Source organism: Micromonospora yongxingensis (assembly GCF_052601155.1).
The window spans coordinates 16712-33761 of sequence record NZ_JBQXEO010000005.1 but is presented as its reverse complement, the minus strand read 5'-3'; the positions used below and the strand labels follow the sequence as shown (position 1 = coordinate 33761).

The following is a 17050-nucleotide window of genomic DNA, read 5'->3' as shown; positions in this document are numbered from 1 at the left end:
GCTCGATCTGCAGCATGCGTACGGGCTTGCCAGGAGAGCCAAGCCCGACATGCCGTCGGAGAAGAGAGGTCACAGAATGGTCCAGCAGTCAAAGGTGGTTTCCGACCTGGTGGCAGACGGAAACGAGGTCGACAGCCTGGTGAGCAACCTCGATGAGGCGGGGTGGCAGACGCCGACCCCGGCACCCGGGTGGACGATCGCGCACCAGGTCGCGCATCTCGCAGCGACCTTCCGGCTGGCGGCCCTCGCCGCGTCGAATGCGGGAATGTTCAAGGACGTGACGTCCCGGTTGAGCCCCGACTTCGGCGCCAACGTGAAGGCGGCGATGGCGGAGTACCTCGCCGAGCCTCCGGACGTCCTGCTCCGCCGGTGGCGTGCCGAGCGTGCCGGCGTCGAGCAGGCGTTGTCCGCCCTGCCGGGAGACCAGATGGTGCCCTGGCTCGTCCGGCCCCTGCCGGCCGCGGTGCTGGCCGCCGCCGGGATGATGGAACTCTTCGCGCACGGTCAGGACATCGCCGACGGGCTCGGCGTCCGGCGCACGCACACCGACCGTATCGGCCACCTCGTGGCCTTCGGGGTGCGGACCTGGGACTTCGGTTACCAGGCGCGCGGCATGCAGACGCCGGACGTCGAGTTCCGGTTCGAGCTCGTCGCCCCCTCCGGCACGGTGTGGGCATTCGGGCCGGAGGACGCCGAGCAGCGTGTCACCGGGCCGGCGGTCGACTTCTGCCTTCTCGTGACGCGCCGTCGCCATCACGCCGACCTCGGCGTCAAGGCCACCGGTGCGGACGCGGAGCGCTGGCTCGACATCGCACAGGCCTATCGGGGCCCCGCCGGCGAGGGACGCAGGCCGGGCCAGTTCCCCGCCCAGTGACGGATACACCGTAGGGGCCGCCACCGAAACCTGGTGGCGGCCCCTACGGTTGCCGGCCCCGGACGAGTGCGTCGAGGCGTCAGCCGCCCGATGGCCCGCCGGCGAACCGCTGTTTCACCAGGTGCTCGTAGGCCATCCGCCTCAGGGCCGTGTTGGCGACATCGACGAGGATGGCGCGGACGATGGCCGAGGCCCGGTCGCAGCCCTCGTCACGCTTCCCGAGCAGATCCAGTTCCCGGCTGGCGTGCTGCTCCGCCGCCTTGGCGTACGGCTCGAAGAACTCGACACCCTGACCGCAGTTGAGCCGGTCCATCGCAGCGAGCACCTGGGACAGGATGGCGCGAGCGGAGGCGTCCGGCTCGACCTTCCATCCCAGGCTGTCGATGAAGGCGGTGACCCGCGCCTGCTCCGTCGAGGTCTCCGCCTGATCCTTGGCCGTGTCGACCGGGGGGAGGGCGCGACTCACCATCGCGAAGAGCTCCGGGAGGCAGCGGCCCTCGTCCTCCAGTGCCCTCAGCAGCTCCCGCACCGCCGACAGCTCTAGCTGCCCCAGGCTGGTCAGCGTACGGATCATGCTGAGCCGTCGGCGGTGTACCTCGTCGTACTGCGCCTGGTTTCGCGCCGTGGGTCTCCCCGGGGGGAGCAGTCCCTCTCGTAGGTAGAACTTGATGGTGGCCACGGGCACGCCGGTCTGCCTGCTGAGATCCGAGATGCGCATCGAGGTTCCTCACTTAGCCAGCCTGCAAGACTTCTTCCAAGCGACACTCGTCAGCGACCGACCCCGCGCGGTTCGCATGACGGCGTTGAGCCGACCCTGGGCCGCGTTGGCTACGCCGCTGGGCGGGAAGCGGTACCCATCCGCATCATCTGGCGTCGCCCGACCGCGAAGGTGGGGACTCCGGACGGTGACGTGCCGCTCGCCACGGTTGCCAGGTTCGGCGCCCTGTCGTCCCGGGCCTCGTCCTCCGCCATCCTCTCCAACGCCAACTTGCGGGTGTCCTGCAGCGCCAACAGGACCGGCGGATCCAGCGCGCGGACGGGCCGCGGCTCGACCTCGACCTCGACGACCGTCTCGTTGCCCACGACGATGGGGCCGTGGCTGGCGACGCAGATTCCGTGGCCGTCCGGTGCGTCGTCGGCCTCGCCGTCGGCCGGTAGCGACTGCGCGAGCAGGTACCAGGTTCCGGGTGGCACCTGCTCGAACTTGAACCGGCCGGAGCCGTTCAGCACGGTGCACCGCACCGGCTTGCCTTCCGGGATCCGGTCGACGAAGAGGCCGACGAACACCAACCTGGCCTCGCTGCCGCTGTGCTCGCGGATGTGGCCGGACACCTGTGCACCCGAGGACGTCGTGGCGCCGTCCTCCTCGCTCAGGATCTGCGGGGCGAACCCGGCACGCCGGCGGTAGGTCGTCGGGGGCATGCCGACGCTTCGGCTGAAGCGGGCGCTGAACGTGCCGACGCTGTTGTAGCCGACCATCAGACTGATGTCCGCGACCTTGAGAGACGTCGTGACCAGCAGGTGCTTGGCCTGTTGCAGGCGAAGCGCCGAGAGGAATCGGCCCGGTGAGACACCGGTCACCCGCTGGAAGATCCTCGTGAAGTGGAACTTGCTGAACAGCGCCGCACGCGCCATGTCGTCAACCGTCAGCTGTTCCCCCATGTTCTCGCGCATGGTCGTGATAGCGCGCCTTACAGCTAGCTCGATCGACTCCTCCACCGTGCCTCCGATCGCTCACAGTGCTGAGGCCCTGGGCGCGACTGCCTGGCGGTGCGGCTGGTGGGCATGGCTGTCCCAGCCCCCAGCCCTACGACAATAGTTGCGACGCTGCGATGAGTCACAAGCCAGAATAATCGCGTTTAGTAATCGAAGCAGATGAATTGCTCTGCGTCCCAGGCCCCAGCTGGCGGTACGTCCGTCCTGGACGAGATTAGCGATCCTTGGGCTCCTTGGCAATCCCACGGTCACGGCCCGACCACGTAGAGCAATCGTGAAGAGGGAATGTGGCGTGGGCAGCGCTTTCCAGGGTTCGCACAGCTCACGGAACGTCGGGTATGGATAGTCGAACGTTCCACTTGCCAGAAGGTGTCGACCCCCCGCAGGCGCTGCGGATCGGCCTGCTTCGGCGGTGCTCACGGGCGGCGGGAGCGCGCACCAGAATTGAAAAACGCATGTCACGTTCCGTGACGATTTGTGGGTTGAGCGGGCAGGTGTTCGATATCGGACATCACCTTACGTAACCGCCGAGCTGGAGGTTCTATGATCGTTGAGGCGGGTGGGTATGTGACTGACAGTTATCCTTCACGCGGGGGTTGACCGGGTCCGCCGTGCACTGATATCCACTCGGCGATGCGTTTAGGACGACATCCGACATCCGCGAACGATCCCTGACAGATCGTCGATTGTGGAGTCTGTGTCAATTACCAGACTGCCGTCCGGTGCGGGCTGTGGGCCGACGGCCGAACAATTCCTTGAGCCTTCCAAGCGATTGTTCAGACGCTCCGTCGGCGAATATAATTGGCTGATAAACGGTTTTCCCTGTTGTCCGCGAATCGCAATCGGAGATAGTGGCTACTCAGTGCGGTATCGAATGGAAATGGGGCAGGTGCAGCCGTGCGTCGCTTGTGGATTCGATCGTGCAAACGCTCGGACAAATCGTTTCCAGGCACAGCTTGCCGGGCGTAGAAGGGCGACCGCGGGCGTTGGGGGGCCGTGGCGCGCATCGGGTGAGTCAGCGGCGTTGCCACCCGGACAGGCGCGGCTCACAAGACGCCGCGACGCGAACTCCTGCCATGATCCGGAACTGCGACCGCCGCACCGAACAAGCTGGTCGTTACTCGGGATCAGGAATCCGAAGTCGTCGAGAACTCATCGCCCAGCAAAGCACCGGCCCGCCGCGCGGCCGTGAAACTCGCCCACGAAGCGAGCTCGATGAGGGAGCCGCCGCTCACGTCCGCGCCGGCCGCGTCGACGACGGCGTCGGTGACCCGGTAGGAGGCCAGGGCTACCGACAACGCGAGGCGTCCGGTCGGGCGCTCCTCCTCGGGCAGTCTGCTGACCGCGTCGTCGAGCCAGAGAGCGCCACCGGTCAGCGACGGCGCGCCGGCCGGCAGGAGGTCGGTCACCAACTGCCGGACACCGGCCGGTACCGTCCGCCTGCCACCCGCCTCGAAGACCGTGGCGGCGCGGGACATCGCGGCCGCGACGTGTGGCTGGCCCGCTGCCCACCGGAGGTCCGCCGGCAGTGGCGCAGCCGGCAGCAGATCCACCGAGGCCCCCGGCAGGGCCGGTACGCGGGCGAGGCGGCCCATCATCCGGGCGGCGACGCCCCGGGCCACCTCGCGCGCTCGACCTCGCACCGGTGGCAGCGGCGAGTCCTGCAGGAAGACGTTGACCATCCGGTTGTAGTAGTGGAAGGCGACGGCGACGCCCAGCAACTCGGGCGCGTGCGAACGCGGGAAGGGAGCGGAAACCGGCTGCGTCGACCGGACGGGACCGCTCGCCCGCGCCCACCGCGCCAGCTCGCGCAGCGACGGGTCGGCGATGGCCTCGATCCGGTCCGCCATGACGTGCCCGGCATCCGCTCCCTCGGTGAGCCCGGCCAACGTGGCGCCATGGACGTCCACGCAGTACGGGCAACTGTTGGCCAGGGACACCGCCGCGGCGACGATCTCCTTGGCGGCGCGGCCCACCTCGCCCTCCACGACGAGCGTCTCGCGCAGGATCGCCCAGGCCGCCGCCAGGTGGTCCGGCGCCGGCGCGTGGAGAGCGACCGGTGGGGCGAGAAGCCCGAAGTCGTGCTCGACCTGTTGGTAGACCCGTGTGACGACTCCGGTGGCGCCGCTCGGCGGAATCCGAGGGACGTGGCGGATGTGCGCCAACGTGATCCGACGAGTGGTACGCGCGAACAACGAACTCACGCTTGCTCCATCCCCGCAGGACTGCGGCGTGGGCTCGGGCCGGCGCCGCCGTGGTGGGATCAGACGGTGTTGGCCACCGCGCGGCGGCCCGCCGTGGCGCCGTCGGGTGACGGCGCACCGTAGCGGACGTTGACGCCGCGCGCTCTCGCTGCCGCGACGATTCCGGGCATCGCCCGCTCCGCCAGGGCGGCGATGGTGGACGCCGGATTGACCGTCAACGCCCCCGGGACGGCGGATCCGTCCGTGACGAAGATGCCCGGGTGGTCGCGTAGCTCGTGGCGGTCGTCCAGGGCGGACGTCGCCGGATCGTCTCCGATGCGGCACGAGGCGAGCGGATGGACGGTGTACGCGCCGACCAGGTCGTTGGTCCACGGCATCACCCGGGCGAGCCCGTCGCGTTCGAGGATGTCCTTGATCTCCGCGTCGGCGAGGGCCCATCCGCGACGGGTGTTGGCGGTCGGTGTGTACCGCAGCGGGCCGTGCCCGAGCATCTGCTGGGAGAACCGGTTGGCGTTGCCGGTCTCGGGGAGCGGACCAAAGAAACCTTCATTGTCGTCCTCGGACATGACGAAAATCGTCAGCCAGGACTGCCAGCGCCGGAGCAGCTCCTTTTTCTCCATACCGAACCAGCTCGGCCCGGTCGCGTCCGGCACCTGCGCGAGGATCGTGCCGAGCGCCGGAGGAAAGTAGAGCTGTTCCAGCGAGAATCGCTCATATTCCGGTAGCGAACCGTCGAGGTGGTCCCAGTTCGCCACCGTGGGTCCCCGGCCGATCTGATAGGCCTCGTACGCCTTGCCGCCCTCGCGAGTCAGGCCCAGTACGTCGCGGACGCGATCCTCGTCAAAGACGGCGGTGTTGAGCCGCTCGCCGTTCCCGGAGAAGTACCGGCCCACCGCGTACGGCATCGTGCCGAGTTGGGGCTCCGAGCGCCGCAGGATGACCGGCGTCGCGCCCGCACCGGCCGCCAGAATGACGATCTTCGCGTCGATCTCGCCGGCGTCGTGCAGGACCCGGTAGTCCTCCCCGTCGACGATCCGGTAATGCACGCGATAGCTGCCGTCGTGGTTACGGGTCAGACTCTGCACCTCGTGCAGCGGCCGGATTTCGGCGCCGTACGACAGCGCGGCCGGCAGGTAGTTGAGGAGGAGCGACCGCTTCGCGTCGAACCGGCAGCCGGCCATCATCCAGTTGCAGTTGGTGCAGAGAGACAGGTCGACAGCGGATGGCGCCGGGTTGGCGGTACGACCCGCGTGGTTACAGGCCGCGGCCCAGAGGCCGCCCGCGTACGGCACCTGGTCCCAGGGGGTCGTCGTGATGGGCAGGGCTTCGGCCACCCGGTCGTACCACGGGTCCAGCGTGTCGCGCGTGATGGTCGCCGGCCACATGGGACGGCCGATGCTTCCCCGGCGGTGGAAGACGAACCGCGGCGCCCGGGGCATGGTGGCGAAGTAGACGACACTGCCACCGCCGACGCAGTTGCCACCCAGCACACTCATGCCGTCACCCACGACGAAGTCGAAGATGCGGGTGAAGGAGCTGCCGAGCTTGTAGTCGTGGTCGAACTCCTCGGCCTGCAGCCACGGCCCCCGTTCCAGGACCGTGACCTTGGCACCTCCGGCGGACAGGTGGTAGGCCGCGATGGCACCACCGAAGCCGCTGCCCACGATGAGGACGTCGGTCTTTTCCACAGTGGTCATGATGGGCTGCCCGTCGACGTGGTGTGTGGGTGAAGGTCGGCCAGTTGGCGGCCGTACGAGAAGCGGGGGAAGCGCCACAGGCCGTCCTCCTGGGGCGGGGCGAAGCCGATTCCCAGCAGCCCGGGATGGCCCGTGGAGAGTGCCTCCGTGGTGCTCAGGTGGGCGCCGCTGTCGTACGCCATGTTGCTGAACAGCGCCAGGCCGACCCACATCTGCTTCTCCGGGTGGTCCGGGGCGCACAGCCTCGCCACCAGGGCGGTCCGGTCGGCGAACGACAGCGCGACGAAGGGCGGCACGTCGGCGTCGAGCGTGAGGCCGTGCTCGCGGGCGTACTCCGTGGCGTACTCGTCGAGCTCCATCGCCGCGACCTCGAGCGCCGGAGCGAGCCCGCCCGCCGGGTCTCCCAGGAGCGTGACCGCACCCGCCTCGACCGCGCCGGGGTCGTCGACGACCCCGGCGATGGCCCTGTCCTCCGGCGACCGTTTGGCCCCGGGAACGATGGTGTCCGCGAACGCTTCGAGGACCAGGATCTGGTCCGGATCGTGCTCCGCGTTTCCGAGTGGCACAGGCGTTTCTCCTCTCCGATCTCACACAACGGTGCGGGGCGGGAGCCGGAGACCTCATCTCTGTCGTTGCGGACGTCGGCGCCGGCCGGGCCACGCCCACCTGGGGCTGCGGTGATGCCGGAAGCCGGACGGCCGCGCAATCTGGGAGATGAAGGCGGCGGTGGCCTGCGGGAGATTGGGGGTTCGGTCGGGACCGGTACGCGGTGCCCGGCCGGCATCCGGACGTCACGCAGGAGGATCTTGATGGCTGTTGGAAGTGTCCCGCTGCGACGGGACGGTCTCCTGGGAACGCTGAACGGGCGGCACCACCGGACCGGGGTCAACATCTTCATGCTCATCGTCGTCGCGCACTGGGCCGAGCACCTGACGCAGGCCTTCCAGATCTGGGCCCTGGGCTGGCCCGTGCCGCAGTCCCGTGGCGTCCTGGGGCTGGCCTTTCCCTGGCTGGTGACCTCGGAGTGGCTGCACTACGGCTACGCGATCGTCATGCTGGCCGGGCTGTGGCTGCTGCGCGACGGCTTCAAGGGCCGGGCCAGGACGTGGTGGACCGTCGCACTCGCGATCCAGTTCTGGCACCACATCGAACACCTGCTGCTGCTGATCCAGGCGCAGACGGGCACGCTCTTCTTCGGCAGGACCGTGCCGACCAGCCTGCTGCAGCTGGTGCTGCCCCGGGTCGAGCTGCACCTGTTCTACAACTCGGTCGTGTTCCTGCCGATGGTGATCGCCATGGTCTACCACCTGCGGCCGAGCAGGGCCGAGGCGGCGATGGCGACCTGCACCTGCGCTCCGAAGGCGCGGGCCGGTGCGCTAGCCGCGCCCGCGATATGACGTCCACGACCACCACCGAGCCATCCACCCGGCTGACCTGGCATCAGTTGGGTGGATGGCTCATTCTCGCCATCGTCGTCTCCGTGGTGACGCTGGCCGTCGTGGCGGAACCAGCCGCGCTGCGGGTGGTCTCGTCCTACCCCGCCGACCGGGTGGTCCTCGACCGGCCACCCGCGTCGGCGACCGTGTCGCTCGACGGAATGCTCCGCCCGGCGGAATACCACCTGTCGGTCGGTCCCGCCGCCGGAGGCGGCCTGGTCTCCACCACCGCGGCCCACCTCGACGGTCAGTCCCTGGTGGTCCCCCTGCGGATCGTCGAGCCGGGAAACTACCGGATGGTCTACCACGTGCGGCTGGAGGACGGGCGGCAGCTCTCGGGCAGCTCGACGTTCTCGGTCACCACGGCCGGTGATCCGAGCGCGGCGTCGCCGCCGGTCCCGGCCGCACCGTCGGACGCCCACGCCCACCAGTTGCACGACGACCCCCTGACGGTCGTGCTGATCGTCGCCGACCTCCTGCTGATCGTCGTACTCGCCGCGGTGTTCCTACTGCGTCGGCGGCCGCGCGGCGTCTGACGCCGTCCCGGCAGATCGCACGGCAGGAGGCGTCCTCGCAGGATCTGGCGTACGACGATGGCCTCGCGGTCGTCGCCCCGGCGCCGCGAACCCTGAGGAGGACGATGTGCCGACCACCCTCGGCTCCCTGCGTCGGTTGATCCTGACCCCGTCCCTGGTGGAGACCACGTTCTCGCGTCGCGGCTTCCCCGTCGCCGACAACCAGGTCACCCGACGGCTGGAGGCGATACCCCAGGCGGTGATCTGCGGCTTCGAGTGGGGCGTCGACACGCGCAGCCTCTGGGAGTTGGAGCGCCGGCTCGAACTCGTCGACATCGAGATGCGGGGCTTCGCGTACGAGGGCGCCGCGATGGCTCTCACCGTGCTCGACGCGATGGGTACCGGCCGCGCCCAACTCGCCCGGCAGTTCCTGAGCGGGCCCGCCGTGCCGCACACCTTCCTGACCTACATCGGCATCGGCTTCGCGATGGCCCGCCTGCCGCGTGTCCTCTGGAAGAAGGTGCTGCCGGATCTCACCGGCACGCCGTACTACCCGACGATGAGCTGGCTGGCCGTCGACGGGTACGGCTTCGACAAGGCGTTCTTCCACACCGAGCGGTACGTGACCAGGCAGGAGCTGCTTCCGGCCTATCCGTGGCAGGGTCGGGCCGAGTACTTCCCCCGTGCCGTCGACCAGGGCATCGGCCGGGCGCTGTGGTTCATCCACGGCGCCGGCTGCGAGGCGGTCGCCGGGGCCGTCGAACGGTTCACCCCCGGGCGTCACGCCGACCTGTGGAGCGGCGTCGGGCTCGCTGCCACCTTCGCCGGCGGCGCGGACAGCGAACACCTGGTGGCGATGCGAAGCGCCAGCGGTGAGCACGCCCCGCATCTCGCCCAGGGCGCGGTTTTCGCCGCCCGGGCCCGCGACTTCTCCGGGCACGTGCCGCCGCACACCGGCGTGGCCGTGGGCGCGCTCACCGGGCTCGACGTCGACGCCGCGGTCGTTCTGGCCGACAAGGTCGCTGACGAGGGCCTCGACTCCCCGACGGAGCCGCCGTACGAGGTCTGGCGTCGCAGGATCCGCGAGTGCTTCCCGGTCGCGGTCGGCGACAGCCCGGCCTAGCGCTCCTCGCGTCTCGACGACGATCACAATTCGCCATTCTTGGCGATTTCCACTATCCGCTTTCCGGCGACGAATAGCCGGATTGTGTATCGGTGCTCACCAAACATGTCTCACGTCGCGCAAACCTGAAGAAGAAAGTCCAGGTAGAGGCAGCAAAGATAGCACCATGGTGGACAGCAATGGAGACCCCGAGTGAGCGCTTTGGCGGCGTTGAGGCGCCGCATTCTCACCCCCGACGTCTCGGAGACGAGGCTCGACGTCCGGGGATTCCACGTGAAGGACGACGCATCCCGGGAACGCCTGGAGACGGTCGGAAGCACCTTCCTCGCGGGCTTCGCCGTGGCGGCCGAGGTCAGTCGGGTCCCCGACGCGACCGAACCGCTGGAGCGGATCCCGTCCAACTTCAAAGGATTCGCGTACGAGGGCGCGGCGATGGCCTTCGCGATCCGTGACGGCCTCCCGCTCGGCGGGCGGCGACACGTTGCCCAGTTCATCGCCGGCGCGGGCGAGCGGCACTCCTACATGGCCTACGTCGGCGTCGGTTGGGCGATGGCGAGACTGCCGCGGATGTGCTGGTCGGCCCTCTACGGCGACGACCCGCTGCTGCGCTGGCTCGTGCTCGACGGCTACGGGTTCCATCAGGCCTACTTCAAGACAGCGAAGTACGTGCACCAGGCCTACCGGCACCGCGACTTCCCGTGGCCCGCCGACGACACCAGCGGATACGCGCCGCGCGTCATCGACCAGGGCGTCGGCCGTGCCACCTGGTTCGTGGCGGGCACGGACCCGAAGCGGGTCGTGCGGTTCTTCGAGGGGTTCGCCGAGGACCGCCGCCCGGATCTCTACGCGGGTGCCGGCCTCGCCGCCACGTACGCCGGTGGCGCCACCGAGGACGAGCTGAAGTGGTTCCGCGACGCGGCCGCTCCCTACCGCGCGGACCTGGCGCAGGGTGCCGCGTTCGCCGCGGGCGCCCGGCACCTCGCCGGTCTGACGTCGCCGCACAACGAGCTGGCGACGCGGGTGTTCTGCGGGATGTCGGTCGCCGAGGCGTCCCGGGTCACCGACGAGGCGCGGGTCGGCCTGACCAACGTCGGAGTGCTGCCGTCCTACGAGGTCTGGCGGCAGCGGATCGCCAGCGCGTTCGTGGAATCAGGCCCACCGCGTCGGCATCTGCCGAGCGGTCAGAAGCTCTCAGCGCGGACGCGATCGCCGCAGGAGGAGAACGAAATCCAATGACGAGAATCGCTGTGGTCGGGATGGCGTGCCGCTATCCCGATGCCACCTCACCCACGGAACTGTGGGAAAATATCGTCGCCGGGCGACGCGCTTTTCGCCGACTGCCCGACGTGCGGATGAACCTGGCCGACTACTGGGACCCCGATCCCACGACGCCCGACCGTTTCTACGCGCGCAACGCGGCGGTGATCGAAGGCTACGAATTCGACCGTTCGGCGTACAAGATTCCGGGCAGCGCATTCCGGTCGACGGATCTGACCCACTGGCTCGCCCTCGAGGTCGCCGCGACGGCCCTGGCCGACGCCGGCTTTCCGATGGGCGAAGGGCTGCCCCGGGAGCGCACCTCCGTGATCGTCGGGAACACCCTCACCGGGGAGTTCTCCCGCGCGAGCACGTTGCGCCTCCGCTGGCCGTACGTCCGGCGGGTGGTGGCGACGGCGCTGAAGGACCGGGACTGGGACGACGACCAGCTCGCCGACTTCCTCGGCGGGCTGGAGGAGTCGTTCAAGCGCCCCTTCGCCCCCGTCGACGAGGACACCCTGGCCGGCGGCCTGTCCAACACCATCGCCGGCCGCATCTGCAACCAGTTCGACCTCAAGGGCGGCGGCTACACCGTCGACGGCGCCTGTTCCTCATCCCTGCTGTCGGTGGTGACCGCGTGCAAGAACCTGGTCGACGGCGACGTGGACGTGGCGATCGCCGGTGGCGTCGACCTGTCCATCGACCCCTTCGAGATCATCGGGTTCGCGAAGACCGGTGCTCTCGCCACCGGTGAGATGCGGGTCTACGACCGCGGCTCCAACGGCTTCTGGCCCGGCGAGGGCTGCGGCATGGTCGTGCTGATGCGCGAGGCGAACGCCGTCGAGGCGGGGCACCGGATCTACGCGGTGATCCCGGGTTGGGGCATCTCCTCCGACGGCAAGGGCGGCATCACCCGGCCCGAGATCGGCGGCTACCGGCTCGCCCTGCGGCGGGCCTACGAGCGCAGCGGCTTCGGCGTCGACACCGTCGGGCTGTTCGAGGGCCACGGCACGGGCACCCGCGTCGGCGACCACACCGAGCTGACCGCCCTGTCGCAGGCCCGGCTCGCCGCCAACCCCGATGCGCCGCCCGCGGCGATCAGCTCCATCAAGGGCATGATCGGCCACACGAAGGCCGCCGCCGGCGTGGCCGGTCTCATCAAGGCCGCCCTGGCCGTGCACCACGAGGTGGTGCCACCGGCCATCGGCTGCGTCGACCCGCACGAGATCTTCACCGAGGGTACGCCCGCACTGCGCGTTCTGCGTCGTGCCGAAGCCTGGCCGGCGGACCTTCCGGTGCGGGCCGGCGTCACGGCGATGGGCTTCGGTGGCATCAACACCCACGTCGTGCTCGAAGGCCAACGGCCGCGTCGCCGGACCCGGTTGACCGGCGCCACCCGGGCGCTCGCCGCCTCCGCTCAGGACGCCGAGCTGCTCGCCGTCGACGCCCGCTCGCCGCAGGACCTCGCGGCCCGTCTGAACCAGCTCATCGACTACGTGCCGATGCTGTCCTACGCGCAGCTCGCCGACCTGGCCGTCACCCTGCACCGGGAGCTCCGTGGCCTGCCGTTCCGGGCGGTGGTCGTGGCGACCTCGCCGGAGGACGCGGTGCGGCGGTTGACCCGGGTGCGGGAGGCCGTCGAGTCGGGCGAGACGTCGATGCTCAGCGGCGACGGTCGCTCTCTGCTCGGCCACGCCAGCGGGCCGGCCCGGGTCGGTTTCCTCTTCCCCGGGCAGGGGTCCGGACGGGGCATGAGCGGCGGGGCGCTACGCCGGCGGTTCGCCGAGGTCGAGGAGGTCTACCTCAACTCCGGCCTGCCGAGCAAGGGAGACGTCGTCGCCACCGAGGTCGCGCAGCCGCGGATCGTCACCGGGGCCGCCGCCGGCCTGCGCGCGCTCAGCCTGCTCGGCATCGACGCCACGGTGGCGGTCGGGCACAGCCTCGGCGAGATCGCGGCCCTGCACTGGGCCGGCGCCATCGACGAGGAGACGCTGCTGCGGATCGCCGGTGTCCGTGGCCGCACCATGGCGCAGCACAGTTCGTCCGGCACGATGGCCGGCGTCAGTGCCGCCCCGGAGGCCGTCGAACCCCTCATCGCCGACCTGCCGGTCGTCATCGCCGCGTACAACGGTCCGGCCCAGACGGTCGTCGCCGGCACGGTCGACGCGGTCCGGGCGGTGTGCGATCGGGCGACCGCCGCCGGTCTCAACGCCCGGGTCCTGCCGGTGTCGCACGCGTTCCACTCGCCGCTGGTGGCGCCGGCCGCGTCCGCCTTCGCGTCCGCGCTGGGCACGGAGCGTCTCGGCCCGGTGGAGCGAAAGGTGATCTCCACCGTCACCGGCGACGTGCTCGCCGCCGACACGGACATCACCGAGCTGCTCCACCGGCAGATCACCGACCCGGTGCTGTTCACGCAGGCCGTGGCGCTGGCGGCGAAGAACGTCGACCTGTTCGTCGAGGTCGGACCCGGCCGGGTGCTCACCGGCCTCGCCTCCGGCGTCGCCGAGGTGCCCGCCGTGGCGCTGGACACCGACGACGAGTCCCTCGCGAGCCTGTTGACGGTCGCCGGCGCGGCGTACGTCGTCGGTGCCGCCCCGCTCGAGAGCGCGCTGTTCGACGGCCGCCTGACCCGGCCGCTCGAGGTCGGTGCCCCGATGACCTTCCTGGCGAGCCCCTGCGAGCAGGCGCCGACCGTCGACCTCCCGGCCGCGCGAACCGTCGCGCCGCCCGCCGAGAAGGCCACGCAGGCGACCCCGGCGCCGGGAGTCGAGATGCCCGGGTCCGCGGAGTCGTCGGAGGACCTGCTGCGGCGGCTCGCCGCCCAGCGGGCGGAACTGCCGCTCGACCTCGTCCGGCCGGACAGCCGACTCCTCGACGACCTGCACCTCAGCTCCATCACCGTGGGTCAGGTCGTCAACCAGCTCGCACAGCAGCTCGGAGTTCCGCCGGCGCGGGTGCCGACGAACTTCGCCATGTCGACCGTCCGGGAACTCGCCACGGCACTCGACGAACTCGTCGACACCACGGGCGGCGGCGCGGCCGACGCACCCCCGTACGTCGTCGGCGCGGCATCGTGGTCGCGACCGTGGCGGGTCGACCTCGACGCCGTACCGGTCGGGCCGCGCTCGGCACCGGAGGGCACCGGGTCGTGGCACGTCCACGCCGCGGCCGAGCACCCCCTCGCCGAGCGTCTGCGGGCCGAGCTGCACCGGGCGTCGGTCGGCGGTGGCGTCCTGGTCTGCCTGCCGGAGCAGTGTGGCGAGGCGGATCTGCAACACGCCCTGGACGGCGCGAAGCGGGCGTTGGCGGGCGAGCCCGGCAGCCGCTTCGTGCTCGTGGGCAACGGGCGTGGCGCCGCCGCCATCGCCAGGACCCTCCGCCTGGAGGCGCCGCACCTGAGGGTGACCATCGTCCACCTCCCGGCCGACGCCGCGGCGGTCGAGCGGGTCGTGGCCGAGGTGGCCTCGACGGTCTCCTTCACCGAGGTCGTCTACGGCAGCGACGGCGTCCGTCGCGTACCGACGATGCGTGCCATGCCGGTGCGCGCCGACCGGTGGGAGTCCCCGCTGGGCGCTGAGGACGTGCTGCTCGTCACCGGCGGCGGCAAGGGCATCACCGCCGAGTGCGCCCTCACCATCGCCGTGGACAGCAAGGCGCGCCTCGCGCTGCTCGGTCGCTCGGACCCGTCCGAGGACCAGGAGCTGGCGGCGAACCTGGACCGGATCCGGCTCGCGGGGGTGACCGTCAGGTACGCGCGCGCCGACGTCACCGACGCGGATTCGGTACGTCGTGCGGTGGCGGAGCTGACCGCCGAGCTGGGCCCCGTCACCGCCGTCCTGCACGGCGCGGGCCGCAACGAGCCGGCGGGACTGACCAGCCTGGGCATCGACGACTTCCGCCGGACCCTCGCGCCCAAGATCGACGGCCTGCGCGCGGTGCTGGACGCCGTCGACCCGGCGCGGCTGCGTCTGCTGGTCACCCTCGGCAGCATCATCGGCCGCGCCGGCCTGCGCGGGGAGGCCCACTACGCGACCGCCAACGACTGGCTGGCCGAGGAGACCCGGGCGTTCGGCGAACGGTTCCCGGAATGCCGGACCATCTGCATGGAGTGGTCGGTCTGGTCGGGTGTCGGCATGGGGGAGCGGCTCTCGGTCGTGGAAGCCCTCAGCCGCGACGGGGTCACGCCCGTCACCCCGGAGCAGGGTCTGTCCATCCTGCGGCGGCTGGTGAACGACCCCGAGGCGCCCAGCGTCGTGGTCATCAGCGGGCGTACCGAGGGCATCGACACCGTCCGCAAGGACCTTCCCGAACTGCCGCTGCTGCGCTTCGTCGACCGCGTGCTGGTCCGCTATCACGGCGTCGAGCTCGTGGCCGAGGCCGACCTCAACGTCGGTACCGACCGTTACCTCGCCGACCACCTGCTCGACGGGAACCTGCTCTTCCCCGCCGTGTTCGGCATGGAGGCGATGGCCCAGGTCGCGCAGGCGGTCACCGGCTCCACCGTCGTGCCGGTCATCGAGGACGCCGAGTTCGTGCGGCCGATCGTCGTACCGCAGCAGGGCAGTACCCGGATCCGCGTGGCCGCCGTGGTGACCGACGACGACGTGGTGCGGGTGGCCATCCGCAGCGAGGAGACCAACTTCACCGCGGACCACTTCACCGCGACGCTGCGCCTCTCCGCCACGGAGCCGGCGGACGGGCCGCCCGACCAGGTCGACGACGGCGGCGATCCGGTCCCGCTGTCCCCGATGGAGGACCTCTACGGTCAACTGCTGTTCCAGGGCGACCGGTTCCAGCGGCTGCGCCGCTTCCACCGGTCCGCCGCCCGCCATGTCGACGCGGACGTCGAAGCGCTCGACGTCGACTGGTTCGCGCCCTACGCCGCGGCGGAACTGCGCCTGGGCGATCCGGGAGTGCGGGACGCTCTCATGCACGGCAACCAGGTGTGCGTACCGCACGCGACGCTGCTGCCGGCCGGCGTGGCTCGCATCCATCCCGGCGGCCCCGCCCTGGCGGCCGCTCGCGCCCTGCGCTACTGCGCGACCGAACGCAGCCGGGACGGCGACACCTACGTGTACGACATCGCCCTGCGGGACGAGAACGGCACCGTGGTGGAGCGGTGGGAGGGACTGCGGCTGCAGGCCGTCCGCAAGCAGGACGGTCGCGGCCCCTGGGTGGCACCGCTGCTCGGCCCCTTCCTGGAGCGTGCCATCGGCGATCTGACCGGCGCCCGGGTGGCCGTCGCCGTCGAACCCGACGACGCGCACCCCGACGACGCCGCACCGGGTGGTCACGTCGCCCGGCGCCGCGCCCGCACGGCCGTCACCGCGAGCCGGGCCTACGGCCGCCGGGTCGAGGTGAACCACCGGCCGGACGGGCGTCCCGAGGTACGCGGCGAGGCGCCGATGTCGGCCGCCCACGGTGCCGGCGTGACGGTCGTCGTCACCGGTGCCGGCACGGTCGGATGTGACGTGGAGACCGTCGTGTCGCGTACGGAGCAGGAATGGTCCGGTCTCCTGGGCCACCACGCCGGCCTCGTCGCGCAGGTCGCCAAGGACACGGGCGAGGACGCGGACACCGCCGCGACGCGCGTCTGGACCGCCGTCGAGGCGCGGCACAAGGCCGGGCTGCCACCGGACTCCCCGCTGACCGTCGCCGCGGTGCCCAGCGACGGATGGGTCTCGTTCCAGAGCGGTGACGTACGGATCACGACGTTCGTCACCGCCCTCCGCGACCTCGACACCCCTGTCGTCTTCTCGATCCTCACCGAAGGGAACGCCGCGCGATGACGCTCGTCTACTACGAGATCCGGCACATCGTCGGCTTCGAGGAGACCAACCTCGTGGGGAACGTCTACTACGTCAACTACCTGCGCTGGCAGGGCCGCTGCCGGGAGATGTTCCTCAAGGACAAGGCGCCGGAGGTCCTGGCGGACCTCCGCGGCGACCTGAAGCTGTTCACCCTCAAGGTCGAATGCGAGTTCTTCACGGAGATCACCGCCTTCGACGAGCTCGCCATCCGCATGCGTCTACTGGACGTGGCGCAGACACAGCTCGAGTTCGGTTTCGACTACGTACGGCTGACCCCGGACGGCGGCGAGACGCTCGTCGCCCGGGGTGCCCAGCGGGTGGCGTGCATGCGTGGACCCAACACCCGCACCGTCCCCACCCGAGTACCGGAGCCTTTGGAGCGCGCACTGGCCCCGTACTGGAGCGCACGTGTGTAGCA

12 protein-coding genes are annotated in these 17050 nt (G+C 70.5%); 7 read left to right on the top strand and 5 right to left on the bottom strand.

The features are described 5' to 3' along the window. The first annotated feature begins 76 nt into the window (after positions 1–76). The gene (locus ACTWLT_RS08870; protein ID WP_252418144.1) at positions 77–874 is read left to right on the top strand and encodes a TIGR03084 family metal-binding protein; all 798 of its coding nucleotides are present in this window, start codon (positions 77–79) and stop codon (positions 872–874) included. Positions 875–953: 79 nt separating this feature from the next. On the opposite strand, the gene ACTWLT_RS08865 is transcribed toward ACTWLT_RS08870, so the two are convergent. From ACTWLT_RS08865 to ACTWLT_RS08845, 5 genes are all read right to left on the bottom strand, one after another. Next, entirely contained in the window at positions 954–1592 is a 639-nt protein-coding gene (locus ACTWLT_RS08865; RefSeq protein WP_445317872.1) for a MerR family transcriptional regulator, read from the bottom strand. Positions 1593–1702: 110 nt separating this feature from the next. Further along, entirely contained in the window at positions 1703–2548 is an 846-nt protein-coding gene (locus ACTWLT_RS08860; protein WP_445317871.1) for a helix-turn-helix domain-containing protein, read from the bottom strand. Positions 2549–3717: 1169 nt separating this feature from the next. Further along, entirely contained in the window at positions 3718–4794 is a 1077-nt protein-coding gene (locus tag ACTWLT_RS08855) for a carboxymuconolactone decarboxylase family protein (RefSeq protein ID WP_445317870.1), read from the bottom strand. A 59-nt stretch (positions 4795–4853) separates the two neighbouring features. Continuing rightward, positions 4854–6491, bottom strand: a complete 1638-nt coding sequence (locus ACTWLT_RS08850; protein ID WP_252418148.1) for an FAD-dependent oxidoreductase — start codon at positions 6489–6491, stop codon at positions 4854–4856. Then, positions 6488–7057, bottom strand: a complete 570-nt coding sequence (locus tag ACTWLT_RS08845; RefSeq protein ID WP_445317869.1) for a DUF5987 family protein — start codon at positions 7055–7057, stop codon at positions 6488–6490. The genes ACTWLT_RS08850 and ACTWLT_RS08845 overlap by 4 nt, the downstream gene beginning before the upstream one ends. 243 nt (positions 7058–7300) lie before the next feature. Here ACTWLT_RS08845 and ACTWLT_RS08840 point away from each other — a divergent pair, with 243 nt between their 5' ends. From ACTWLT_RS08840 to ACTWLT_RS08815, 6 genes are all read left to right on the top strand, one after another. Further along, positions 7301–7888 carry a hypothetical protein gene (locus ACTWLT_RS08840; protein ID WP_445317868.1) on the top strand — a complete coding sequence of 196 codons (588 nt, stop codon included), beginning with the start codon at positions 7301–7303 and terminating at the stop codon, positions 7886–7888. Then, positions 7885–8463, top strand: a complete 579-nt coding sequence (locus tag ACTWLT_RS08835; protein ID WP_445317867.1) for a copper resistance CopC family protein — start codon at positions 7885–7887, stop codon at positions 8461–8463. Before ACTWLT_RS08840 ends, ACTWLT_RS08835 begins: the two co-directional genes overlap by 4 nt. Positions 8464–8569: 106 nt before the next feature. Beyond that, the gene (locus ACTWLT_RS08830) at positions 8570–9565 is read left to right on the top strand and encodes a DUF1702 family protein (protein WP_445317866.1); all 996 of its coding nucleotides are present in this window, start codon (positions 8570–8572) and stop codon (positions 9563–9565) included. 192 nt (positions 9566–9757) lie between these two features. Then, entirely contained in the window at positions 9758–10801 is a 1044-nt protein-coding gene (locus ACTWLT_RS08825) for a DUF1702 family protein (protein WP_445317865.1), read from the top strand. Further along, the gene (locus ACTWLT_RS08820) at positions 10798–16611 is read left to right on the top strand and encodes a type I polyketide synthase (RefSeq protein ID WP_445317864.1); all 5814 of its coding nucleotides are present in this window, start codon (positions 10798–10800) and stop codon (positions 16609–16611) included. The genes ACTWLT_RS08825 and ACTWLT_RS08820 overlap by 4 nt, the downstream gene beginning before the upstream one ends. Next, positions 16608–17048, top strand: coding sequence for an acyl-CoA thioesterase (locus ACTWLT_RS08815; protein WP_252418155.1), 441 nt, complete (start codon positions 16608–16610; stop codon positions 17046–17048). The genes ACTWLT_RS08820 and ACTWLT_RS08815 overlap by 4 nt, the downstream gene beginning before the upstream one ends. Positions 17049–17050: the final 2 nt, after the last annotated feature.

What these genes read in the sequence shown, in the direction of transcription:
- ACTWLT_RS08870 (WP_252418144.1), top strand. Translation starts at nt 77, where the DNA reads ATGGTCCAGCAGTCAAAGGTGGTTTCCGACCTGGTGGCAGACGGAAAC.
- ACTWLT_RS08865 (WP_445317872.1), bottom strand. Translation starts at nt 1,592, where the DNA reads ATGCGCATCTCGGATCTCAGCAGGCAGACCGGCGTGCCCGTGGCCACC.
- ACTWLT_RS08860 (WP_445317871.1), bottom strand. Translation starts at nt 2,548, where the DNA reads ATGCGCGAGAACATGGGGGAACAGCTGACGGTTGACGACATGGCGCGT.
- ACTWLT_RS08850 (WP_252418148.1), bottom strand. Translation starts at nt 6,491, where the DNA reads ATGACCACTGTGGAAAAGACCGACGTCCTCATCGTGGGCAGCGGCTTC.
- ACTWLT_RS08840 (WP_445317868.1), top strand. Translation starts at nt 7,301, where the DNA reads ATGGCTGTTGGAAGTGTCCCGCTGCGACGGGACGGTCTCCTGGGAACG.
- ACTWLT_RS08835 (WP_445317867.1), top strand. Translation starts at nt 7,885, where the DNA reads ATGACGTCCACGACCACCACCGAGCCATCCACCCGGCTGACCTGGCAT.
- ACTWLT_RS08820 (WP_445317864.1), top strand. Translation starts at nt 10,798, where the DNA reads ATGACGAGAATCGCTGTGGTCGGGATGGCGTGCCGCTATCCCGATGCC.
- ACTWLT_RS08815 (WP_252418155.1), top strand. Translation starts at nt 16,608, where the DNA reads ATGACGCTCGTCTACTACGAGATCCGGCACATCGTCGGCTTCGAGGAG.